Genomic DNA, 20,173 nt, shown 5'->3' with positions numbered 1-20,173 from the left:
TTTTCAACAAAGTTAGGCTGATTAAGATGCCAAAAATCATAAACCACACATCAAATAGATGTAAATTTATTTTAAGTAACTGTCGTTGCTTTACTCTAACCACAAAAAAATTATTGCCAGTATTAGCCCACTAACGAATGTTAGCCAAATACCTATTCGTAACTGATGGGCTAGTGCGAAAATATAAACAACTAAGCTTTGCATAATAATTGCAAGCAACCATGATAAATATTGACTGCCCTTAAAGAACATCACTAACTGCTGAAATCCTAGCAAAGCTAGCGCAAACAGGATTGCTATCATCATCGTCATTTTTCTTTCATCCTTCTGTATGACTGGATATTTCGCCAGCTATTTTTCAAGTGATAACCAACATTAAATAACAGTGCATCATAAATGGTCATCCAAGAATCTTGTTCCCTAGGTAGTAACGTATTTCTACCATTGTAAATAAGATGATATAACTTGTTTTGATTATCTGAGGTAATATAGGTAATCTGTAGCCCATATCTTGTATTGTCATCATATCTCATCCGAATAACCCCACTGAATGTAATCGTTTTGCCAGCATGATAAAGTTCAACAACCACTTCGCGTCCAATTTCCAAACCAATACTTTCAGATTGTCTAAATAACAAACCTTTATCAGATATATCAATTGTGGTTATCGGTATATTTGTCTCGTCATTGACTTGTATAGACCCTTTAACTGATCGGGCAAAACGCTCTGATTGACGATTGATCTGGCGACCCCATGCGATATACAAACTAAATGTTAAATTAATCAAATGGGTAAGCAGCCAAAAACTGATAATCGCCCCATACATAATTTCAGAGCCCCATTTACCGTAATTAAATGAAATTAGTGCCCAAACATCAAGCAACCACAGTGTTAAATACGGGATACCATAAAGGATTGCCTGTGTTGATTGTCCATTATTTTTATTGGTCACCTTAAACTTCTTCTGCTTAATCCCCAGGGTCTCCAAAAGAACAGGCAGCCAAAGATATGGTGCAAAAAAGGTTTCATGTATTTCACCCCACCGCTCACCACGTATGTTAGTATTACTTTTCCCTAACACATAATGTAGTAACAGATATCCTGGCGCCCATAGTATAAGTAATAGCCAAAAATTAACATCGACTAATTTAATATGCCAAAGAGCAAATAAGATGGGTGCCAAGATAAACAACATTCTTCTTGCAAAAGACCACCAATATAGATACACATTGATCAAAATTAAACGGTTCACCCATGGTAATTGACGGTTAGTCAATATGTGTAAATTCCGAGCACTTTGGATAACACCCGTGCCCAGCGAACACGTTGTTTAACAACACTCTTGATGGCCATTGGTGTCATCCCACTTGATTCTGGTTCACTCGTTGCCAAGCTGATGTAGCCAGCTAAATTAATGCGCACGCCTAGTTCAAAATCTTCGGTCAATGTCTTTTCAGGAAAACCACCAACTGCATCAATCGCTTCTCTGGCAAACACGGCATTGGATCCGGTAAAAATTGCTGCCCCATTTGAGCCATTTAGGATATTGATATCCCGTGAAAAGAAGTTCTGTTCATTGGTCGCTGTTTTTTCTGAAAACAAATTATACTGAAAAATATCAGCATTATAAAAGCTTTGAGGTGTTTGTAAAAAGCCCAAGGATTTCACTTGATTATCTTGCTCTTGCATCAGTTTATTTTGAATAAAATAAGGCACCGAATGTCGCAAAAAAGTTTGAAAGGGAATCATATCTGCATCAAACACCACCAATAACGGTGCCTGGATAAATTCTAAAGCGTGATTAATATTACCTGCTTTTGCCGCCTGATTACCTTCAGGCATATCAATATACATTACCTGATATTCTTCAGCCAATAACTTCACTGATGGTCGATTACCATCATCAGCAATCACAATATTAACTTTTTGATGATGGCCGGGCGTCATATTCACCGCGGCATTGATTGTCTTTCGCAATAATTCAATATCTTCATCATGTGTCACAATAATGACATCTATATCCGGCCAGACAATCTCAGGAGCAATATCAGGTAAATCTAGTTGTTGATTCTTATTTTTATCAAAGTTCACACGGAAATAAATAATAATAAACGCAGTCATATTAGACAATATTTCACTTAGCAAGAGTAATATAGCAACGACAAATGAACCAAGGTGATCATGCGATGGCAACGTGAAAAAGGTTCGCCAAATCAGGTAAATAACCGTTAATATAACCGCTAATCCATATAATACTTTTTGATGAAGTTTAAGCTGCATTAGTATCCTTGGCCTCCCGAAATACGAATCTTTTTTGAATTTGATAGCTAATCAAAAACAGGCCAAGATCAACCATTATCTTAATGCAACTAATCCAAAAAGTTGCCTGGTTTAACGCTGTTAGATAACTAAAAATTGTCGTTAATAAACCAGAGGCGACCAATTGGCAAAGAAATAATCCACTATATTTCCAAAGAGCTTGCCGAGTTTGGGTACCAAAAACGAGCTGTTTATTCATGACATAATTAAACAGTCCTGAAATGACGCGTGAAATAAGCGTTGCCCATATAATAAAATCATGAGTATATGTCATCATAAAATGTACCAACACATAGAAACTAACAATATCAATGACAAACGAACTGACACCACTAAACGCAAACTTAAAAAAGCGACTGTAAATAGCTAATGAATCATGGATAACCCTAAAATGCGACGTCGCATTATTATCCAAATACACCGTTTGAATGGGAACTTCTACAAGTTCAATCCCCGCCTTTTTAGTCGCCAATAACATATCAAATTCGAATTCATAATGGTTAGTCGGGAATGAAATTAATAATTTCACATAATTGATTGGAATAATTCGGAGTCCAGTTTGTGTGTCTTGTACTCGGATACCAGTCAATACCTTCACTAATTGATTGGTTACCAGATTACCCAATCTACTTCTTAAAGGTACTGCTTCGTCAAAAGTACGGCCACCAATAATCAACGCTTCAGGATGTTTTATAAAATTATCTTCTAAGTTTCGAAGATCACTCACTTTATGTTTCCCATCCGCATCAATTGTTGCAACACCGTTAATAAATTGATAGTGTTGCAAAAAGTATTGGAAACCAGTTTTTAATGCTTGCCCCTTCCCTTGATTACTATCGTGGTGTAGGACAACAATGCTTTGACCATACTTGGTCATAATTTGTTCAAAAATATCTTGATTTAGTGATCCATCATCAACAATAATAATCTTTTGATTAAATTTTGTTTGTTGGTGTATGTCATCTAATAAATAAATCAATTTGTCATCAGGATTAAAAGCAGGTATAAGTATACCAATGTTATAAAATTGATGTAATGTCATTTTATAATTCTAATATCTCTCTATATATTATCTGGTCAAGTAATTGTACTGATATGATTTTTGAAAGTCAATACATATACCAATTTATATTCGTAAGCATTTCTTTAGAAAATAGACCATTTTTTTGATAGCTAAAAAAATAATGACACACTAAAATATCCCGTACCTTGATATGCTATCAGCACAACAGTTACTGGATGTTTTCTAAGGAAAAATATTTTTACCAACGAAGAAAAGTGGTTAAGACAAGATAATGTCCAACCACTTTTACTTAAAATTTATTAATTATTTGTCAATATGGGTACGTTGGTAATCAGCAATTGCCTTGTACTCTGTTTGTAATTGACGAGATAGACGAATGAAAATTGGTGTCAATTCACGATAAGCCTCATAGTTATCTGGATTTGGTTGGTAAGTGTTTGCTTCACCAATCATATCACCAATAACTTCTAAGTTATCAACCAATCCCAAAGCCTTTTGTGCCATCACAGTTGCTGCTAAGGCACCTGATTCAAAGGCCTTTGGCACAGTGACTGGTTGCTCAAAGATATCCGCAGCCATTTGACGCCACAATGGTGAACGAGCAAAACCACCAGTTGCTTGGATAGCAGATAAGTCACCAACAACCTCTTCAAGTGCTAGCGATACCATGTAGATATTAAAGATAATACCCTCAAGGACAGCGCGTACCATGTGAGCACGCGTATGGTTGTGTGTCAAACCGAAGAATGAACCACGCGCATTAGCATCCCAAATTGGGGCACGTTCGCCACCTAAGTATGGGTGGAACAACAAACCGTCAGCACCAGCTGGAATCTTTGAGGCGATTTCAGTTAAGAGATCGTATGAATCAACACCTAACAATTCAGCCGTTGACTTTTCTGAATCGAACATGTTGTCACGTGCCCAACGGAAGACATCACCACCGTTATTAACAGGTCCACCAACAACCCAGTGGTCCTTATCCAAGGCGTATGTAAATGTACGTCCCTTTGGATCGATCTTTGGCGCATCTGTAACGACACGGATAGCTCCTGATGTACCAATCGTAACGGCTGCAACACCTGGTTGAATAGCGTTAACACCAAGGTTTGATAATGGACCATCCCCTGCACCATAAATAAATGGTGTATCGACATCCAAGCCCATCTCGGCAGCATATTGCGGATTCATACCCTTTTCAATTGTGTATGGATCAACAGGTTCAGGCAATTGGTCCTTAGCAACACCAGTCACTGATAATGCTTGTTCATCCCAATCTAAATTAAAGATATTGAACAACCCAGTTCCTGATGCAATTGAGTAATCCATCTTGTTAGCGCCAAATAGACGGTTAAACAAATATTCTTTAATACCCAAGTAATGAACTGCCTTGTTGTAAGTATCCGTTTGCTCATTCTTTAACCAAAGAAGTTTTGACAAAGGAGCCATTGGGTGAATTGGTGTACCAGTCTTACTATAAATCTCTTGACCAACACCGCTTGACTTCAATTGCTCTGTATACTTAACAGCACGTGCATCTGCCCACGTAATCACACGAGTCAAAGGTTTCCAGTCAGCATCAAAGGCAATCAATGAGTGCATTGCTGAACTAAATGAAACACCCAAAATTTTACCATCCTTGGCAGTACGAGTTACTTGTGCCATCGCATCAGTAAACGCTTCCCAAATTTCATCTAGATCTTCTTCAGCCATATCGGGTGCATCACGGTATAACTTATAACCTTTATTAGCACTTGCAATAACATGTCCCTTAGTATCGAATAGGACAACTTTTGTTGATGTGGTTCCTAAGTCAACTCCAATTAGGTAATCCATTATTAAAACCTCTCAAATCTAATTTTGCTTTATCACTTACTATAAGTTTATGTAAAAAACTTACATTTTGCAAACAAATTCACGAAAATTTTTTTCTACCTTGTTTCATCTGCGAGATGCTCTTCACTTGGTCGATAAACGCTGCGATTATCTAAGGCCCATTGGCGAGGTGAAAATTCACCAGGTTGGGTTTCAGCCACAGCGTTATCAAAGCTTTGCATACCAGCATCTAGTTCATCTAACTGGTGTAACACATTCGCTTCTTTGATCATCGGACGTACAGGTGAGCCATATTCCAATAAACCATGATGTGCCAAAACTGTATGCCGCAAAACAAGCATGTCTTCACTCTTTAAATCAATCTGTAACTCCGTGGCTGCTAAAACAATCTCTTCATCAACTAGCACAATATGGCCAATCAAATTACCAGCAGTTGTATATTGCGTCGCAACTGGTCCAGAAAGTTCAATAACCTTCCCAATATCATGCAATAAAGCCCCCGCATATAATAGACTAGCATTTAAATTACCATATTGCTTAACAACAGCTTGTGCTAAATGCACAATCGATAAACTATGATAAGCTAAACCACCCGCAAAGGCATGATGGTTACTTTTAGCAGCTGGGAACTGCAGAAACGCCTCACGGTACTTGCCAAGAATGTGTCGTACGATGCGTTGCCAATTGGCATTAGTAATCTGAAAAATAATTGCTGATACTTCTTCGGCCATATCTTGTTTTTTCATAGGTGCAGCAGCCACAAAGTCTGCTGCATCCTGTGGTTCACCAATTTTACTTGGTCGAATCGATAACACTTTTAATTGCGGTTTATCCTGATACGCTTCGCGTACCGCCTGAATATAGACTACCATGCCGGCAGCTAATTTGCCGACTTCTGCTTCGGTAGCATCCCATTTCATCCCCTTGATATCCATGGAACGGTCAGCTAATTGTAAAGCTAAATAACGCTTTCCCTGTTGTGTTACCCGGGCATCAACTTCTTTAAGTAATGCAAAGGTTTCAACTCGTTCATCTAATTGATAGTCCTTTAATGCTTTTGTCAAAACAACCTCCTATTGTTGATGCGTCAATTCTAAGACCTGTTCTCCTGGTGTCTTTTGCGCCGTAAAGTAAAAAATTTGTTGTTCAGATGATGCCAGATCTTTCAATACGTTCAACATGGTTTGCCGTCGTTGATTGTCAAAGTCAACAAAGGCATCATCAATCAACAGCGGTAACTTCAAAGCAGCGGCTACAGTTTTAACAAAGGCTAACCGCAATGCCACATACAATTGTTCAGCCGTTCCTTTTGATAACTGATTCACCCCTAGAATCTTCCCATCATCACGAACCACCTTGAGCAACGTCTTCGTTTGCTGAATCGTTTGATAATGATTATCGGTCAACTGACTTAAAATAACCCCTGCCTGCGTCAAAAGATTTGGCAACCGATCAGCAATGGCCGCATTCAATGCCTGCCTAATCCACTCACTACCTAGCCGATCAACAAAATACTGAGTCAATTGTTGATTCACAACGGCTACTTGGTTAGCCACCACCTGTTGCTGATGCTCGATTGTATTATCAGTTTGTAGATTTTGTAATTGTACATTGATTTCAGCCAACTTTTGATTCAACTGATTTTTCTCATCCTGAATACGCTTTAAAATGTGTTGCTGCTCGTCCGCTTCTGACTGATCATCTGGCTTAACAACAGTTTGCGCAGCTAACTCATGCAAGTCAGCATCTTTTAGTTGTTCTTCAAGCACATTTGCTTCACGCTGCAAATCATTAATATGACGTTGTGCATCACGCCGTTGCCGCAACATGGCAGCATCTTTCACACCTAGTTCTTGATACAAGTCTTGCAAAGTTTGTTGGAGATTAGCGCGTTGTAACTGTTGTTGTCCCATGGTTTCTTGCTTAATATGGATATCAGCAAGACGCTTGCGGTATTCGTCAACAGTTAAGCCTTCACCTAACCAATTTAAAGTCGCTCGTACTTTGACCAACTCTGGCATCATCGCCTGTTGATCATGAATAATTTGATTATTAGACGACATCATATCATTAATATGCTGGATATCCGCCTGGACAGCAAAAATATCGTTGGCTGACATTTGTTGGTAGGCAGCTGGTAAATCTTGTGACCCATTCAGTGTTGTTTTTGTTTGTTCTGGTCGGCGACTACCCCACCAACTAATGACTAAGACAAGCACCGCTAACAGCATACCGATCATCCAATGACCCGCCAGCAAAGCACCAATAATAATCACAACACAAATTATTGCCGCTACGACCAACCAGCGATAATCAGAATTTGCTTGCGTCGTTTCTCCTTGACCACCCAAACGAGCTTTTTGTTGCTCTGTTAATAATGGTGGTATCTGTGTCCAATGATATTTTTCCAATAATTCATTTTGAGCCTGGACAGATTTGACTTGTTGTTCAGCCAAAGTTTGTTGCTGCTTTTCTAATTTTTCTAATTGCCGTAAAGCAACGGTCGCTGATTCAACTTGTTGCTTCGTAACCGCTGTCGTTACCATCACTTCATCTAATGCGGCTAATTGTTGCCGGACACGGTCAGCTTTGTCGGCAACCGTTAAATCCAACGGTTTACCAGTCGCTTTGACTTGTTGCTTAATCTGCTGCCAACGTCGATACACCGGCACTAAGTGAACCTGTGCTTGTTGGTGACTCATCTGACCTTGGATCTGCTCTTGCCGTTGCTGTAAACTCGTTACCCGCTGACTTAGATGTTGCGCCTCTGCTTGTAACTTATCTAAAGATGGCTGTTGGCGAATCTTATTTTGTAACTGTTGGCGTTGTGTCTTTAAATTTGCCAAAGCTTGGTTGAGCTCACGATGCGCTGTTTTAGTGCTACCAAATTTTGCCGTTGCTGTTTTTTCCCAGCGATTCGCAACTTCTAACCAATTCTGAGCTCCTGGTGTTGCTAACGTCCGCAAGTATGATGCAAAGTCGTCTGGCTTTAGTGAAAAGATATTCATTAAAGCTGCTTGGTCAAAACTAAAAATTGCCAAATATAAGTCACGGTCAACTGGTCCCAATAACTTGGTCAGCATTGCTTCCGGATCAGCAAATTGTTGCCCCGTTGCGACGACTGTTAAAGTCGTTGCTGTTTGTGTTCTGCCTAAACGCTCCAGCTCGTAAAGTTGACCATCAACTTCAAATTGCATACTACCACCATATGGGCCTTTATTTAATGGCTCATAAGTGTTGATTTTACGACCTTTAGCTTGTGGAAAGCCAAATAATATATCAAATAAAAATTGATGTAAAGTCGTCTTACCGGCTTCATTTAATCCCTGCACAATTTGTAATCCCTGCACAAAATCAAATGTTTGTTCATTAAACTGACCAAATCCCACAATATGCACTTTTTTAATCCACATGATATTCATCCCCCATCTGTGCCAAGTGCAATTGTGTTTGAACTGCTGTCTGTAGCTCATGCAATGTCTGTTCATTTAAAAAATGATCTAAAACAGCGACATCCGTCACCTGTTTTAGGCCTAGTTTTTGTAATTGCTCTCGGGTAAATACATCAGCCAAGGTTTCTGACCAATAGGTCTCATCAACAGCTGGTAACGGCATCTGCTGGTCTTGCGTTTGTACCTGAATATCGTAGATAAAGAACATATCAGTAGGCTGAGCTGCCGCCACAAATTGTGCCAATAATTGTTGGTTCACAATGACTGACAGGACATTGGGGTCTTCAGTAATCAACTCTAACGTAATTAATTCAAACTCATCCTTGGCCGCAAATTGCTCGCGTACATATTGAACAACCGTACTCAAGTCACGATTTGTCCGTAAGCTTGCCGTCACCCAAGTAATTGGCGCCACCGGAGTAAATGTCGGTACTAGTTCATCACCGTCACTTTCTACCATATAATAACCTTTGGCATTAGTTTCAGTTTTATCCAATCCCTGAATACTACCCGAATAACCAATAAATGGCTTAGCTTGCAATGTCTCTCGCACATGAATATGACCTAATGCCCAGTAATCATAATGTTTGTCTTGCAGTGCTTGCAAATTAAACGGGGCATAATTTCCTGAACAGACTTCACCCACCGCACCATGATAAACACCAATATGCCAATCAGCTTGATTAGCTTTCATTGGGAATTGGGCCACTTGGTCAGTCGTAATATGCCGTTGTGTATATGAAAATCCTGAAATTGCTACCGTCTCATGATTTTGGGTCTGTAAATCATACGTAGTCACCGCTTCTGGAAACAGGGTTACATTCTTTGGAAATGTTGGTAACTGTTGCCAATCAACAACATAATCATGGTTACCAAACCCGATATATACCGGAATGTTGGCCGTTGCTAATCTTTCTAATTCTTTGACTAAATCTAATTGTGCGCGCGCATCGGGCGTGGTTGAATCAAATAAGTCACCTGCTAATACCACAAAATCCACTGCAGCAGTAATGGCATCATCCACCAAGCGATGGACGGCAGTTTCGGTTGCAGATTGTAACTTGTCAGTCAACCAATCTGGTGTCACGGATAAACCACCAAATGGATTACCCAGGTGTAAATCGCCTGCATGAATAAATTTCATTTTCCAGCCCCTTTTTGTTTTTAATTTCATTATATGGGAGTTTGACGACAAAAAAAAGAGAACGTTCTAAAAGACGTTAATACAGCAAAACAGGGTGGAACAAAATCACATGTTCCACCCTGTTTATCAATATGATGTTGGGACAAAAGTAAATGTCTCAACATTTGTTTGCTAAAAACAAATTAATTTATACGCTTATAAATTTTATAGCTTAAACGCGTTCTAAAAGTCTGAAGTCTCAATGTAACACAATTTACGACATTCCTGTCCTTCGCTTTGCTCCGGGTAAAATATCGCAAATCACGTTACACACCGGCTTCAAAACGACTTTTATCTCGCTCTCATCTCTATTATTTAATCTTGACCGTATAATTCGGCAATTGGCTTGGTAATGATATCGTTGATTTCCATCAACAATTGGTTCAATCCTTTTTCAGCTTCAAGCATCTTCTTTAGAGAATCATATTGTTCCATCTCGTTAGCAATTTCTTGCCAAGCTTTGATTTGATCCTCCGCTGGTTCATTACCTGATTGCACTGCTTGATTGATTTGTGTTTGTGCTTGTTGGAAACGAGTAAAGATAGCCTTAGCTTCTGGCTCAGCTTCGACAGCATCAATGGCATCACGTAATGTCTTATATTGCGCTGTTTCGCGTAAAGTAGTTGCAACTGCGTTAACGTCATCGTAAATATTTATCATAAGTATTTATTCCCCATCTCTTTTAGTTATTCCATTATCTCATATTTTATAGTTATTGTGGTAATAATGATTGAATTCCCGACCAAGCTTTTTGGGCACCACCTTTGACATTACTCCAGGCACTAGAAGCACCATTCTTAATATCATCACCAATACCGGAAATGTTATTAGAAATACCATTCTTCTTATTTGAAGCCCCATTTTCAGTGGCTGACATCTTCGCGCGAACACTTTTGACACCAAAGTTCGTTTGTTTTGTATTTGGCAAAACTTGTTCAAGTGTCGTTTTCATTAACGGACCAGATGTTTGCGACAAATAGGCAGATATCGTATGGTCAGCATCCGTTTCATCATATCCTGTCCATGTCGTCACAACAACATCTGGCGTATAGGCGATTGCCCATGAGTCAGTGGCATTATCACTCGTTGAATTAGTTCCTGAAACTTCAGTTGTTCCTGTTTTACCAGCCACATCATAACCACTCGGATCAGCAGCGGTTCCAGTACCATGCGTATAAACACCCATCATCATCGAAGTCATCTCATTAGCCACCCGCTTTGACCATAGACGCGTATGCTTTTCTTTGGCTTGGGCAATCGTCTTACCAGAAGTATCGACAATTTTAGTAATGAAATGGCTATCACTCATTTGACCCCCATTAGCAAAACTCGTATATGCTTGAGTCAACTCTAATGGTGTGACACCTTTTTTCATACCACCAATTGCTAATGACAAGTTCTTATCAGATTTGGCCAATGGTAAGCCAGCCTTAGTAGCTGCGTTATACCCAGCATTCACACCGATTTGATCAAGCAGCCAAACGGCCGGAATATTGTAAGAATTCTCCAAGGCTTGATACATTGGGATTTTTTCACTGGTATAATCACCATAATTTGAAGGTGAATAACCATTGGTACCAAAGCTCATCTTACTATTCTTCAGGTCAGAATCATATGAGAAACCACGTGACAATGATGGCGCATAATCCGCAATTGGTTTAATCGTCGATCCTGGTGAACGATGAGACTGGGTAGAACGATTGAATCCTCTAAAGACGTGTTCACCACGACCACCAACAACGGCACGGACACCACCAGTTTTTGCATCCATTACCACTGAAGCCGCCTGCGACCCATCACCAATTGGATTTAAGCTCTCATCGTCATAATCATTTTGCAAATTCGTTTGATCTTTTTGGTCCAAAGTTGTGTAAATCTTATACCCATTATTCAAAATGTCTTGTTCCTTCAAATCATACTTATTCATTGCTTCATTAATGACGGAATCAAAATAATAAGGATAATTATAATTTGAATTATCAACTTCATGATCGGTAGCGCCTAAGGCAAACTTTGCATTATAGTCTGCTTGCGCTTGCGTCAAATATTTCGTTGACACCATATTTTGAATGACTTGATCACGCCGCTGCTTAGCCGTATCTTCATATGTCAATGGATCATAGCCATTGGGAGATTGTAGCATCCCAATGAGCATCGCACTTTCCGACACTGACAAATCAGCTGCACTCACACCAAAATACTTTTTAGCCGCATCCTGAATACCCCAAACACCATGACCAAAGTAAGCATTGTTTAGATACATTGCCAAGATTTCATGTTTAGAATATTCTTTTTCAACTTGGACTGATAAAAATAATTCACGTGCTTTACGAATAACAGTCTGGTCCTGACTTAGGAAGGCATTTTTTACCAACTGTTGCGTTAAAGTTGACCCTCCAACCGACACATTGCTACCGCGAATTCGATACCAGATGGTAGTCAATACACCACGTGTCATTCCACGGACAGAAAAACCATGTTCCTTATAGAAATTACGATCCTCAGTAGCGATAACGGCATTTACCGCATGTGGAGAAATCTCACTAAACTTGACATACGTTCCCTTCTGTCCTGACAGACTACCTGCCTTGTTACCAGAAACATCATAGATTTCAGTAGTTGATTGGAGACGCTTTTTCAAATCAGATACATCCGTCGTCTTAGCTTCAAATGTTCCTAGCACACTGATAACTAAAATCAGCGACAATAATAACGCAATCAGCCAGCGATTGATTTGAAATCTATGCCAAAAAGGGCCAAAAGTTTTTCGCAACCACGCATAGAATGGCTGAAAAAATCGTTGGTGAAACCGAATTAACGGACCAAAAAATTTACGTAACCAATTAGTCACTGGCATCATTTTTTGATGAAACCAATTTTTTAATCCTTTAATATAATCTTTCATATTATTGCTTCCAATTATTAAATTGATCAGCTAAAGCAATTGCCGCCTCAGCTGTCGGCGTAGTGACATAAATTGTATTATGACCAGCTAATGTACCAATCACCTCTGGCATTTCCGCTGCATCAATCATCGCAGCCAAACGATTGCCATTACCTTGCGTCGTCTTTACCACAATCATAAATGACACTGGTGTGACATCGACTGCCATGTCTGAAAAGCCTTGTTCAATTTGATTGCCATCATTAGCAGCCTGATTCGTTGCATCAGCCATCACTTGATATCTCGTTTGACCATTAACATCAGGACGACGTACAATCCGTAGTTCTTTAATGTCACGTGAGACCGTAGCTTGTGTGACTGCAATACCTGCATTTTGCAAACGATGTAAAATTTCTTCTTGAGAATCAATCACATTACGTGCCAAAATTTCAAGAATCATTGCTTGTCGTTCTTGCTTTTTTAAAGCCATGTTTCATTCCTCTTTTTTCACTCAATCATGATGACTAATCGTTACTGTCACCACTGGTACTATTCTATCATAATCGACTATTTCACTTAACTCTGCCTTTAGTAGACAAAATTATCAATCATTATTATAGGTAAAAAAGTCGAAGTTTTCCGATACACGGAATGAACTTCGACCCTTTTAATAGTTAATATATTTTAATTACATTTCTTGTGGTGCTTTTACACCCAACAAACGTAGTGATTCAGTCAAAACATTTGAAACAGCCGTTACTAATGCCAAACGTGCGTTTAATTGGTCATCTTCAATCAAGATTTTTGAATTAGCATAGTACTTATTGAAAGTACGGGCCAAATTCAATGCATACTTCGCAATCACTGATGGTTCACGATCACGCCATGCGCGGCGAACAGTATCACTAAAGTTTGCAACTAACTTTTCAGTTTCCCAAACTTGTTCATCATCAATTGACAAGTTAGTCAAATCTAACTCAGGCTTACCTGCCTTACGCAAAATTGATTGCGCACGAGCATTTGTATACTGTACATATGGACCAGTATCACCTTCAAAGCGAACCACTTCTTCCAACTTGAAATCAAAGTCACCCAGACGTTCATTCATCAAATCATGGAATACAACCGCACCAGTTCCAACTTCATGAGCAACTTCTGCCTTATTAGGTAGATCTGGATTCTTTTCGTCAATTTGAGCAGTTGCCAATTTAACAGAATCAGCCAAAACGTCCTTCAATAGAACAATACGGCCAGAACGTGTTGATAATTTCTTACCATCAACAGTAATCATACCAAATGGGATGTGTTCAATATCATTTGACCACTCGTAACCCATCTTATTCAAGACCGCCTTCAATTGCTTGAAGTGTTCACGCTGTTCACCACCAACCACGTATAGTGACTTAACAAAATTGTAGTTGTTCTTACGGAAAATAGCAGCAGCTAAGTCACGCGTCATGTACAAAGTTGCCCCGTCGGTACGTTGGATCATTGCAACGTTCAATCCTTCGTCTTCCAAATCAACTACTTGTGCACCTTGTGATTCAACAAGTAATTGCTTTTCCTTAAGGGTATCGATTACATCGTCCATCTTGTCATTATAGAAAGCTTCACCGTTAAATGAATCAAAATCAATATCTAGGTCATTATATAATTCCATGAATTCTTTCAATGATTCTTCACGGAACCATGACCATAGTCCATGTGCTTCTTCATCACCATCTTCAAGCTTCTTGAACCAGGCACGACCTTCATCGTTCAATTCAGGTTGTGTCTCAGCTTCCTTATGGAAACGTACATAGTACTTTACCAATGTGTTGATTGGATCAGCTTTCACTTCTTCTTCTGATCCCCAACGCTTATAAGCTGACATCAACTTACCAAATTGTGTTCCCCAATCACCTAAATGATTGATTTTAATTGGTTGATAGCCGTTTGCTTTGGCAATTTCAGCTAAAGAGTTTCCAATAACTGTTGAACGCAAGTGACCCATTGACATTGGCTTAGCGATGTTAGGTGATGACATATCAATTGTCACATGACCTGCTTCACCATCAGTGTTATGACCATAGTCATCTTGACGTAGCACTTCAGCTAATGTTTCAACACCAAAGTTGGCTTGATCCAAAAAGAAATTAACATAAGGTCCAACAGCCTTGACTTCTTTAAAGCCGTCAGTTGCAATTTCTGACACAATGTTACTTGCAATTTGTTGTGGTGCCATGCGACGTTCTTTGGCTAGTAAAAATGCTGGAAAAGCATAATCACCCATCTTAGTATCCTTAGGCACCTCAATTTTTGAAAGAATCGTTGCTTTATCCAATTCAGGAACAACTGCAGCAATTGTTTCGGCAATTTGATTCTTGTAGTCCATTAAGCTTTGTCTCCTTTGGCATTATCATCCGCTTCATCATCATCTTCTGATGGACGAGGTGCAGGGTTATCAGTCTTTACTAAGATTTTAGCGTCTGACATACGCAATACTGCACGATGATTATATTCGTTTACGGTCGCATCATCTTCAGGATTATTTTCCGTAATAACCACTAGGACTGAATGCTCATAAATTTTTTCAACGATTCCTTTGAAGTCATGCTCAAAATTAGCAAACTTCTTACCGGCGACGAAATCACCGATATCAAATTCTGATGTATTTTCTGCTGGTTCTTTAGCCATGATAGTTTCCCCTTTACTTTTATAACTGAGGTTTTTTATTTATTAATAGTTGGCCGCAATAACGACAATTCTATAAATTATAACAAATTTCTAGCCTAAAGACTAGAACTCTAATTCGGAAACAATCCGATTTGCCACTGCCCAATCATTTTCATATGGTGTATCGACACCGTCTATCTTTTGATATTCATCCAATCCTTTAGCTGCTAAGACGACAACATCGTCTGAACCAGCTGCCTGGATTGCTGATGCAATCGCTTTTGTACGGTCTAATTCGCGATAGATCGTTACTTTCGGATTAGTGATTGCCGTTTGGATCTCATCAGCAATTTTTGCTGGATCCTCATACTGTGGATCATCACTCGTCAGATAAACAACGTCGGCACCCTCACTAACGGCTTTTCCAATACCAGGACGACGTGAGACACCCTTGTTACCTGGCGCTCCCACAACAATCGTTAATTGATTGACCGATTCATTTTGGCGAACAAACTGCAATAAGGCCGCAATTGACGCATAATTATGGGCATAATCGACGTATATTGTCCCGTGTTCTTTGGTGTTTAAAACCTGCATCCGTCCGGGAACTTTTACCGTTTCGAGCCCTTCGGCCATTGCTGGTGCATCCGCATTAACCAAACGCGTTGCAATCATTGCTGCTAACGCATTACTTTGATTAAAATCACCAGGCATATCTAAAGTATATTCCCCATTAATATGTAAGTGTTCGGCTTGTTGACCCACCTCACGAACTTTAAAGACACTGCCATGTAAGTTGGCATCAGTCGCTTCAAAGTAAACATCCGCTTTGGGAGAATCAGCATCTTCTTGCCCATACAACCAAATACCATCACGAGGAACCGTTAATTCAGCATGTTCGATCAATTCCCCAAAATGATCTGTATCAACATTCAAAACCACCTGTTCTGAATGATCAAATAACATCATTTTGTGTTGGATATAATCTTCAAATGTTGGATGTTCGTTTTCACCAATATGATCTGGACTAATATTTAAGAAAATACCAACATTGAAATGAAGGCCATAAACGCGGCGCATTTTAAATGCCTGTGATGATACTTCCATCACCATATGCGTCATACCATTATCAACCGCCTCACGCATCCAACGGAACAAATCTACTGATTCTGGCGTTGTTAAGTGTGCCCGATAATGAGATTCTGGATTATTACCCGTAATAACTTGTAAAGTTGAAGACAACGCAACCTTATCATGTGTATACGCACGCAAAATTTCATATGCCATATACGCCGTTGATGTCTTCCCTTTGGTACCAGTTATACCAATCAAAGCTAAACTATTTTGTGGATATTGGTAATAAGCCATCGCAATAATACTCATGGCCGCTGGTACATCATCTGCTACCCAAGTTGGTAAATTAGTATCATGCTTAAAGTTAGCCGGAGCAACGATTGCAGTAACGCCCTTTTCGATGGCATCGGTTAAGTACGCAGCTTTAAAATTCCCCTTAATAAATAATAAGGTACCTGGTACAACGTCATTTGAATTATAAGCTAAATGTTGTATCTCACCATCAAATTCTGGTGCTGATACTAATAAATCTTGATCAGCTAATAACGTTGTGATGTTATCTGCAGTGAGTGTCATCAAACTTAGTCCTCTTTTCTGATTATTCGTTAATTATTTTAATTCGCCAGCTTGTTGTAATTGATTCTTCATTTTAATAGCTGCCCGACCACGATGTGCGTAATGCACACGTGCTGGCATATCAATTTCTGCCAGGGTCAGCCCATTTTTAGTTTCTAACAACTCATCTAATCCATTTCGATTACCACGTGGTGTCTCAGTAAGCGTCACACCACCCTTACCTTGTGTGGTATAAATGATATTTTGTGGTGTGATCACCACAAAATCTGCCAACAAATGAGCCTCGCGCGATGCACCAGTTGGCAATTGTTGTAGTACATACTGATTAATTTCATCATCGCCACGTAACTGATGAGCCCTAAACTCGCGCATGGTCGTTACCCCAAAATGATCCGGAATGGCCGGGATAAATAGCGCCGAATCATCGGCTAAAACATACTCATCTGGCAATAAATTATGGATCGTTTGCGCTTTGACGAGCGCATTAGCAGCCATATCATCAGTGGTTTCTGGTGGAAACGTTATTTCATCAATCAACTGACGATAATTAATACCTTTTAAACCTAGTACAGCCAGATAACTAACCATTTCGTCAGTTTTATGGGTGTTATTTGAGGCAATAACAAATCGTTCAATCATGTTAAATACCGTCCTCCTTTTCGATAGCCCGTAATGTATAAAATGAACCTGTAACTACAATTAATGACTTTGACGACTCACGAACTTGTCGCGCTAACGAAATAGCGGCTGTAGAATCATCAGCAATCTCAACGTCCACATTGCTCATCATCACAATTTTGGCTGCCAACTCATCAGCTGACATCGCATTTTTGGCATCAGGTGTCACCGCAATGATCGTTGATACATAAGGAAGCAATTCATCCAACATATCCATATGATTTTTACCTTTGATCAGGCCCAAAATAACAATCGGCTTAAAAGGTAAATGCCAAGAACGAATAGCGGCAACCAAACTTGAAATACCGTGCGGATTATGAGCACCATCATAAAGAATATTATGGGTGCTATCAAACTCCATCCGGCCCGTGATTTTAACATGCGCTAATGCTTCGGCAACTGTCACATCTGACAAAGTAATTCGCTTATTCTTTAAGATGGTGACGACCTGCAAAACGGTACTTAAATTATTTGCCTGATAAGCACCCGTTAATGATAATTTCAAACCTTCTAATTGGTCGGCATTAACGATCAGCCCTTCTGGTGATGAGCGCATCAATGTAATTTGTGGCTTAGGATACGGATTCCAAACTGCCCCGACTGCTGTTGCTTTATCACGAAGTGTTTTAAAAACTTCAACATCTTGTCCAGGATAATTGACTACTAAACTGCCTGGCTTAATCGCCCCAGCAACATTCTCTGCAATTTTAAGCACATTATGCCCCAGCATGGTCGAATGATCATCGGAAATTTTCGTAATCGCAACAATCAATGGCTTTTCAACGACATTCGTCGCATCCCCAGTACCACCTAAACCAGCCTCAATAATAGCAAAGTGAACTTCTTGTTTCGCAAAATGGCATAGGGCAATCAGAGTCCACATTTCAAATTTTGTTAATGTTTTTTCATCGCCACCGTGATTTTTAATTTCAGTCATAATACGCTTATAGTGAAACATCACTTCTTTTTCACTAATCATCTGACCATTAATCATCACAACTTCACGATCTGACAAAATTGCTGGCGTTGAAAAATGACCCACTCGATAACCGGCAGTCGTTAATATTTTACTCAACATCACACCAGTCGATCCTTTACCGTTTGAGCCAACAATATGAATAACCGACAAACGGCGCTCAGGATGACCAAGCCAATTTAAAATTTCCTTCAACATGCCGACCCGACTATGTTGACTGGGCAATACTTGCCAATCATCACCCAAACTCTTTTCAAATTGTCGATATGTTTCAACAGTGCCCATATGAAAACCAGTCCTTCATCTTTTATGTCGACCAAGCGACTCTCTAAAGCTTTATTCTATCATATATCATTCTTACTCGGCGGCGCATTATTGATAATTATTCGCTAAACGCAGCCATCCCGTAAAAAAAGTACCAAGAAATCTCCACATGGTTTTCCTTAGTACTTATCAAAAACAATTAATCTTCATGTAACGTAATTGGCGTTGCAACTAACGTATTCTCTGCAATATCATCAATGTTTGCAACGATATCAATATGCTGTTTATGGTTAACGAATGTGACTGGGGCATCCCCACCATATTCACCATCTAAATTAATCATAATTTTGTCATTTTTAGTCGATGACACTTCCACTTTTTCAGATTTCACATAAATCAAATTTGGATTATTAACGTGCTTTCCTTTCAGCACTTCGGTAATCAAATTCAAAATCTCAGCAAATTTTGTTGTTTTAACGATCAACAAAGTAAATTTACCATCATCTAGCTTAGCGTCTGGCACAATCTGCTCAAAACCACCAACGGAATTAGTTAATGCCAAGAAGAACATGGCTGATTTACCATTAAATTCACCATCATCATACTTAACATGGATGTCCATTGGTTTGATGCTAGTCAACATCTCAGCTCCCTTAACGACATAAGCTAAGTAGCCGTACATTGACTTTAACTTAGAAGGCACTGAATATGTTAACTCTGACAATGAACCACCAGCAGCAATATTGATAAAGTACGAATCATTCGCTTGGCCAATATCCATCTTGGCTGCCTTCCCCTTCAGAATAACTTTAGCAGCTGCTAAAGGATCCTCACGTGGAATACTCAATGCACGTGCATAATCGTTAGTCGTTCCAGCTGGGATAATGGCTAACATTGGTCGCTCATCTAATGGAGCAATCCCGTTAACAACCTCATTAATCGTTCCATCACCACCTGCCGCAACTAACAAATCAAAGCCTGCTTTGGCAGCACGTTCTGCTTCCATCATTGCTGAGTTTGGTTCAGGAGTCGTTGCATAGGCGCTGGTCTCATAACCGGCTTCTTCATACACAGCCAAAATATCGACCAAGTCACGTCGAATAGCTTCACGTCCAGAAGTTGGATTATAAATAATGCGTGCTCTTTTCATTCTATCTCGCTCCTAAGTTTTAATATATGTATGAAACCAGAGTAGACTATACTACTCTGATTCCGATAAGAGAAAATTACTCTCTTTTTAAATGTGTTTCC

Annotated in this window: 17 protein-coding genes; all 17 read right to left on the bottom strand. The window is 39.4% G+C overall.

The features are described from left to right. Nucleotides 1-90 precede the first annotated feature (90 nt). Nucleotides 91-312 carry a hypothetical protein gene (locus FFM62_RS07970; RefSeq protein WP_115471482.1) on the bottom strand — a complete coding sequence of 74 codons (222 nt, stop codon included), beginning with the start codon at nucleotides 310-312 and terminating at the stop codon, nucleotides 91-93. Further along, on the bottom strand, nucleotides 309-1,277 hold the full coding sequence (locus FFM62_RS10340) for a PilZ domain-containing protein (protein ID WP_240005937.1): 969 nt from the start codon (nucleotides 1,275-1,277) through the stop codon (nucleotides 309-311). The genes FFM62_RS07970 and FFM62_RS10340 overlap by 4 nt, the downstream gene beginning before the upstream one ends. Beyond that, a complete protein-coding gene (locus FFM62_RS10335) occupies nucleotides 1,274-2,281 on the bottom strand; it encodes a glycosyltransferase family 2 protein (RefSeq protein WP_240005936.1) in 1,008 nt (335 codons plus the stop codon). The genes FFM62_RS10340 and FFM62_RS10335 overlap by 4 nt, the downstream gene beginning before the upstream one ends. Then, on the bottom strand, nucleotides 2,271-3,362 hold the full coding sequence (locus FFM62_RS07960; protein ID WP_115471481.1) for a bifunctional glycosyltransferase family 2/GtrA family protein: 1,092 nt from the start codon (nucleotides 3,360-3,362) through the stop codon (nucleotides 2,271-2,273). Before FFM62_RS07960 ends, FFM62_RS10335 begins: the two co-directional genes overlap by 11 nt. A gap of 285 nt (nucleotides 3,363-3,647) precedes the next feature. Further along, nucleotides 3,648-5,180, bottom strand: coding sequence for a gluconokinase (gntK, locus tag FFM62_RS07955; RefSeq protein WP_115471480.1), 1,533 nt, complete (start codon nucleotides 5,178-5,180; stop codon nucleotides 3,648-3,650). 95 nt (nucleotides 5,181-5,275) lie between these two features. After that, nucleotides 5,276-6,244 (bottom strand): 3'-5' exoribonuclease YhaM family protein, encoded by a 969-nt coding sequence (locus tag FFM62_RS07950; protein WP_115471479.1) that lies wholly within the window; start codon nucleotides 6,242-6,244, stop codon nucleotides 5,276-5,278. 9 nt (nucleotides 6,245-6,253) lie between these two features. Continuing rightward, nucleotides 6,254-8,593, bottom strand: a complete 2,340-nt coding sequence (locus tag FFM62_RS07945) for an ATP-binding protein (RefSeq protein WP_115471478.1) — start codon at nucleotides 8,591-8,593, stop codon at nucleotides 6,254-6,256. Then, the gene (locus tag FFM62_RS07940; RefSeq protein WP_115471477.1) at nucleotides 8,583-9,776 is read right to left on the bottom strand and encodes a metallophosphoesterase family protein; all 1,194 of its coding nucleotides are present in this window, start codon (nucleotides 9,774-9,776) and stop codon (nucleotides 8,583-8,585) included. The genes FFM62_RS07945 and FFM62_RS07940 overlap by 11 nt, the downstream gene beginning before the upstream one ends. Before the next feature lie 354 nt (nucleotides 9,777-10,130). After that, nucleotides 10,131-10,475 (bottom strand): YlbF family regulator, encoded by a 345-nt coding sequence (locus FFM62_RS07935; RefSeq protein WP_115471476.1) that lies wholly within the window; start codon nucleotides 10,473-10,475, stop codon nucleotides 10,131-10,133. Nucleotides 10,476-10,527: 52 nt separating this feature from the next. Continuing rightward, complete coding sequence (locus FFM62_RS07930; RefSeq protein ID WP_115471475.1) at nucleotides 10,528-12,720, bottom strand: transglycosylase domain-containing protein; 2,193 nt, start codon at nucleotides 12,718-12,720, stop codon at nucleotides 10,528-10,530. A gap of 1 nt (nucleotide 12,721) precedes the next feature. Then, nucleotides 12,722-13,189 carry an arginine repressor gene (locus FFM62_RS07925; protein WP_075269380.1) on the bottom strand — a complete coding sequence of 156 codons (468 nt, stop codon included), beginning with the start codon at nucleotides 13,187-13,189 and terminating at the stop codon, nucleotides 12,722-12,724. Between the two features lie 198 nt (nucleotides 13,190-13,387). Then, nucleotides 13,388-15,073 carry an arginine--tRNA ligase gene (argS, locus tag FFM62_RS07920; protein ID WP_115471474.1) on the bottom strand — a complete coding sequence of 562 codons (1,686 nt, stop codon included), beginning with the start codon at nucleotides 15,071-15,073 and terminating at the stop codon, nucleotides 13,388-13,390. Next, the gene (locus FFM62_RS07915; RefSeq protein WP_174855249.1) at nucleotides 15,073-15,375 is read right to left on the bottom strand and encodes a hypothetical protein; all 303 of its coding nucleotides are present in this window, start codon (nucleotides 15,373-15,375) and stop codon (nucleotides 15,073-15,075) included. Before FFM62_RS07915 ends, argS begins: the two co-directional genes overlap by 1 nt. Before the next feature lie 102 nt (nucleotides 15,376-15,477). After that, nucleotides 15,478-17,004, bottom strand: coding sequence for a UDP-N-acetylmuramoyl-L-alanyl-D-glutamate--2,6-diaminopimelate ligase (locus FFM62_RS07910; protein ID WP_115471472.1), 1,527 nt, complete (start codon nucleotides 17,002-17,004; stop codon nucleotides 15,478-15,480). Between the two features lie 33 nt (nucleotides 17,005-17,037). After that, a complete protein-coding gene (locus FFM62_RS07905; protein WP_115471471.1) occupies nucleotides 17,038-17,643 on the bottom strand; it encodes a non-canonical purine NTP pyrophosphatase in 606 nt (201 codons plus the stop codon). Between the two features lies 1 nt (nucleotide 17,644). Then, entirely contained in the window at nucleotides 17,645-18,943 is a 1,299-nt protein-coding gene (locus FFM62_RS07900; protein ID WP_075269375.1) for a bifunctional folylpolyglutamate synthase/dihydrofolate synthase, read from the bottom strand. 178 nt (nucleotides 18,944-19,121) lie between these two features. Beyond that, the gene (locus FFM62_RS07895) at nucleotides 19,122-20,072 is read right to left on the bottom strand and encodes a diacylglycerol kinase (protein ID WP_115471470.1); all 951 of its coding nucleotides are present in this window, start codon (nucleotides 20,070-20,072) and stop codon (nucleotides 19,122-19,124) included. Between the last annotated feature and the right edge of the window lie 101 nt (nucleotides 20,073-20,173).

Origin of the sequence: Weissella thailandensis (genome assembly GCF_005405465.1) — a bacterium.
In the GTDB taxonomy this organism is placed as follows: domain Bacteria; phylum Bacillota; class Bacilli; order Lactobacillales; family Lactobacillaceae; genus Weissella; species Weissella thailandensis.
The sequence above is the reverse complement of the archived record's forward strand: the minus strand, read 5'-3'. Positions and strand labels throughout refer to the sequence as shown.

Excerpts from the sequence above, each read along its gene's own strand:
- FFM62_RS07970 (WP_115471482.1), bottom strand. The coding sequence starts at position 312 with ATGACGATGATGATAGCAATCCTGTTTGCGCTAGCTTTGCTAGGATTT.
- FFM62_RS10335 (WP_240005936.1), bottom strand. The coding sequence starts at position 2,281 with ATGCAGCTTAAACTTCATCAAAAAGTATTATATGGATTAGCGGTTATA.
- FFM62_RS07960 (WP_115471481.1), bottom strand. The coding sequence starts at position 3,362 with ATGACATTACATCAATTTTATAACATTGGTATACTTATACCTGCTTTT.
- gntK (WP_115471480.1), bottom strand. The coding sequence starts at position 5,180 with ATGGATTACCTAATTGGAGTTGACTTAGGAACCACATCAACAAAAGTT.
- FFM62_RS07945 (WP_115471478.1), bottom strand. The coding sequence starts at position 8,593 with ATGTGGATTAAAAAAGTGCATATTGTGGGATTTGGTCAGTTTAATGAA.
- FFM62_RS07940 (WP_115471477.1), bottom strand. The coding sequence starts at position 9,776 with ATGAAATTTATTCATGCAGGCGATTTACACCTGGGTAATCCATTTGGT.
- FFM62_RS07935 (WP_115471476.1), bottom strand. The coding sequence starts at position 10,475 with ATGATAAATATTTACGATGACGTTAACGCAGTTGCAACTACTTTACGC.
- FFM62_RS07930 (WP_115471475.1), bottom strand. The coding sequence starts at position 12,720 with ATGAAAGATTATATTAAAGGATTAAAAAATTGGTTTCATCAAAAAATG.
- FFM62_RS07925 (WP_075269380.1), bottom strand. The coding sequence starts at position 13,189 with ATGGCTTTAAAAAAGCAAGAACGACAAGCAATGATTCTTGAAATTTTG.
- argS (WP_115471474.1), bottom strand. The coding sequence starts at position 15,073 with ATGGACTACAAGAATCAAATTGCCGAAACAATTGCTGCAGTTGTTCCT.
- FFM62_RS07915 (WP_174855249.1), bottom strand. The coding sequence starts at position 15,375 with ATGGCTAAAGAACCAGCAGAAAATACATCAGAATTTGATATCGGTGAT.
- FFM62_RS07910 (WP_115471472.1), bottom strand. The coding sequence starts at position 17,004 with ATGACACTCACTGCAGATAACATCACAACGTTATTAGCTGATCAAGAT.
- FFM62_RS07905 (WP_115471471.1), bottom strand. The coding sequence starts at position 17,643 with ATGATTGAACGATTTGTTATTGCCTCAAATAACACCCATAAAACTGAC.
- FFM62_RS07900 (WP_075269375.1), bottom strand. The coding sequence starts at position 18,943 with ATGGGCACTGTTGAAACATATCGACAATTTGAAAAGAGTTTGGGTGAT.
- FFM62_RS07895 (WP_115471470.1), bottom strand. The coding sequence starts at position 20,072 with ATGAAAAGAGCACGCATTATTTATAATCCAACTTCTGGACGTGAAGCT.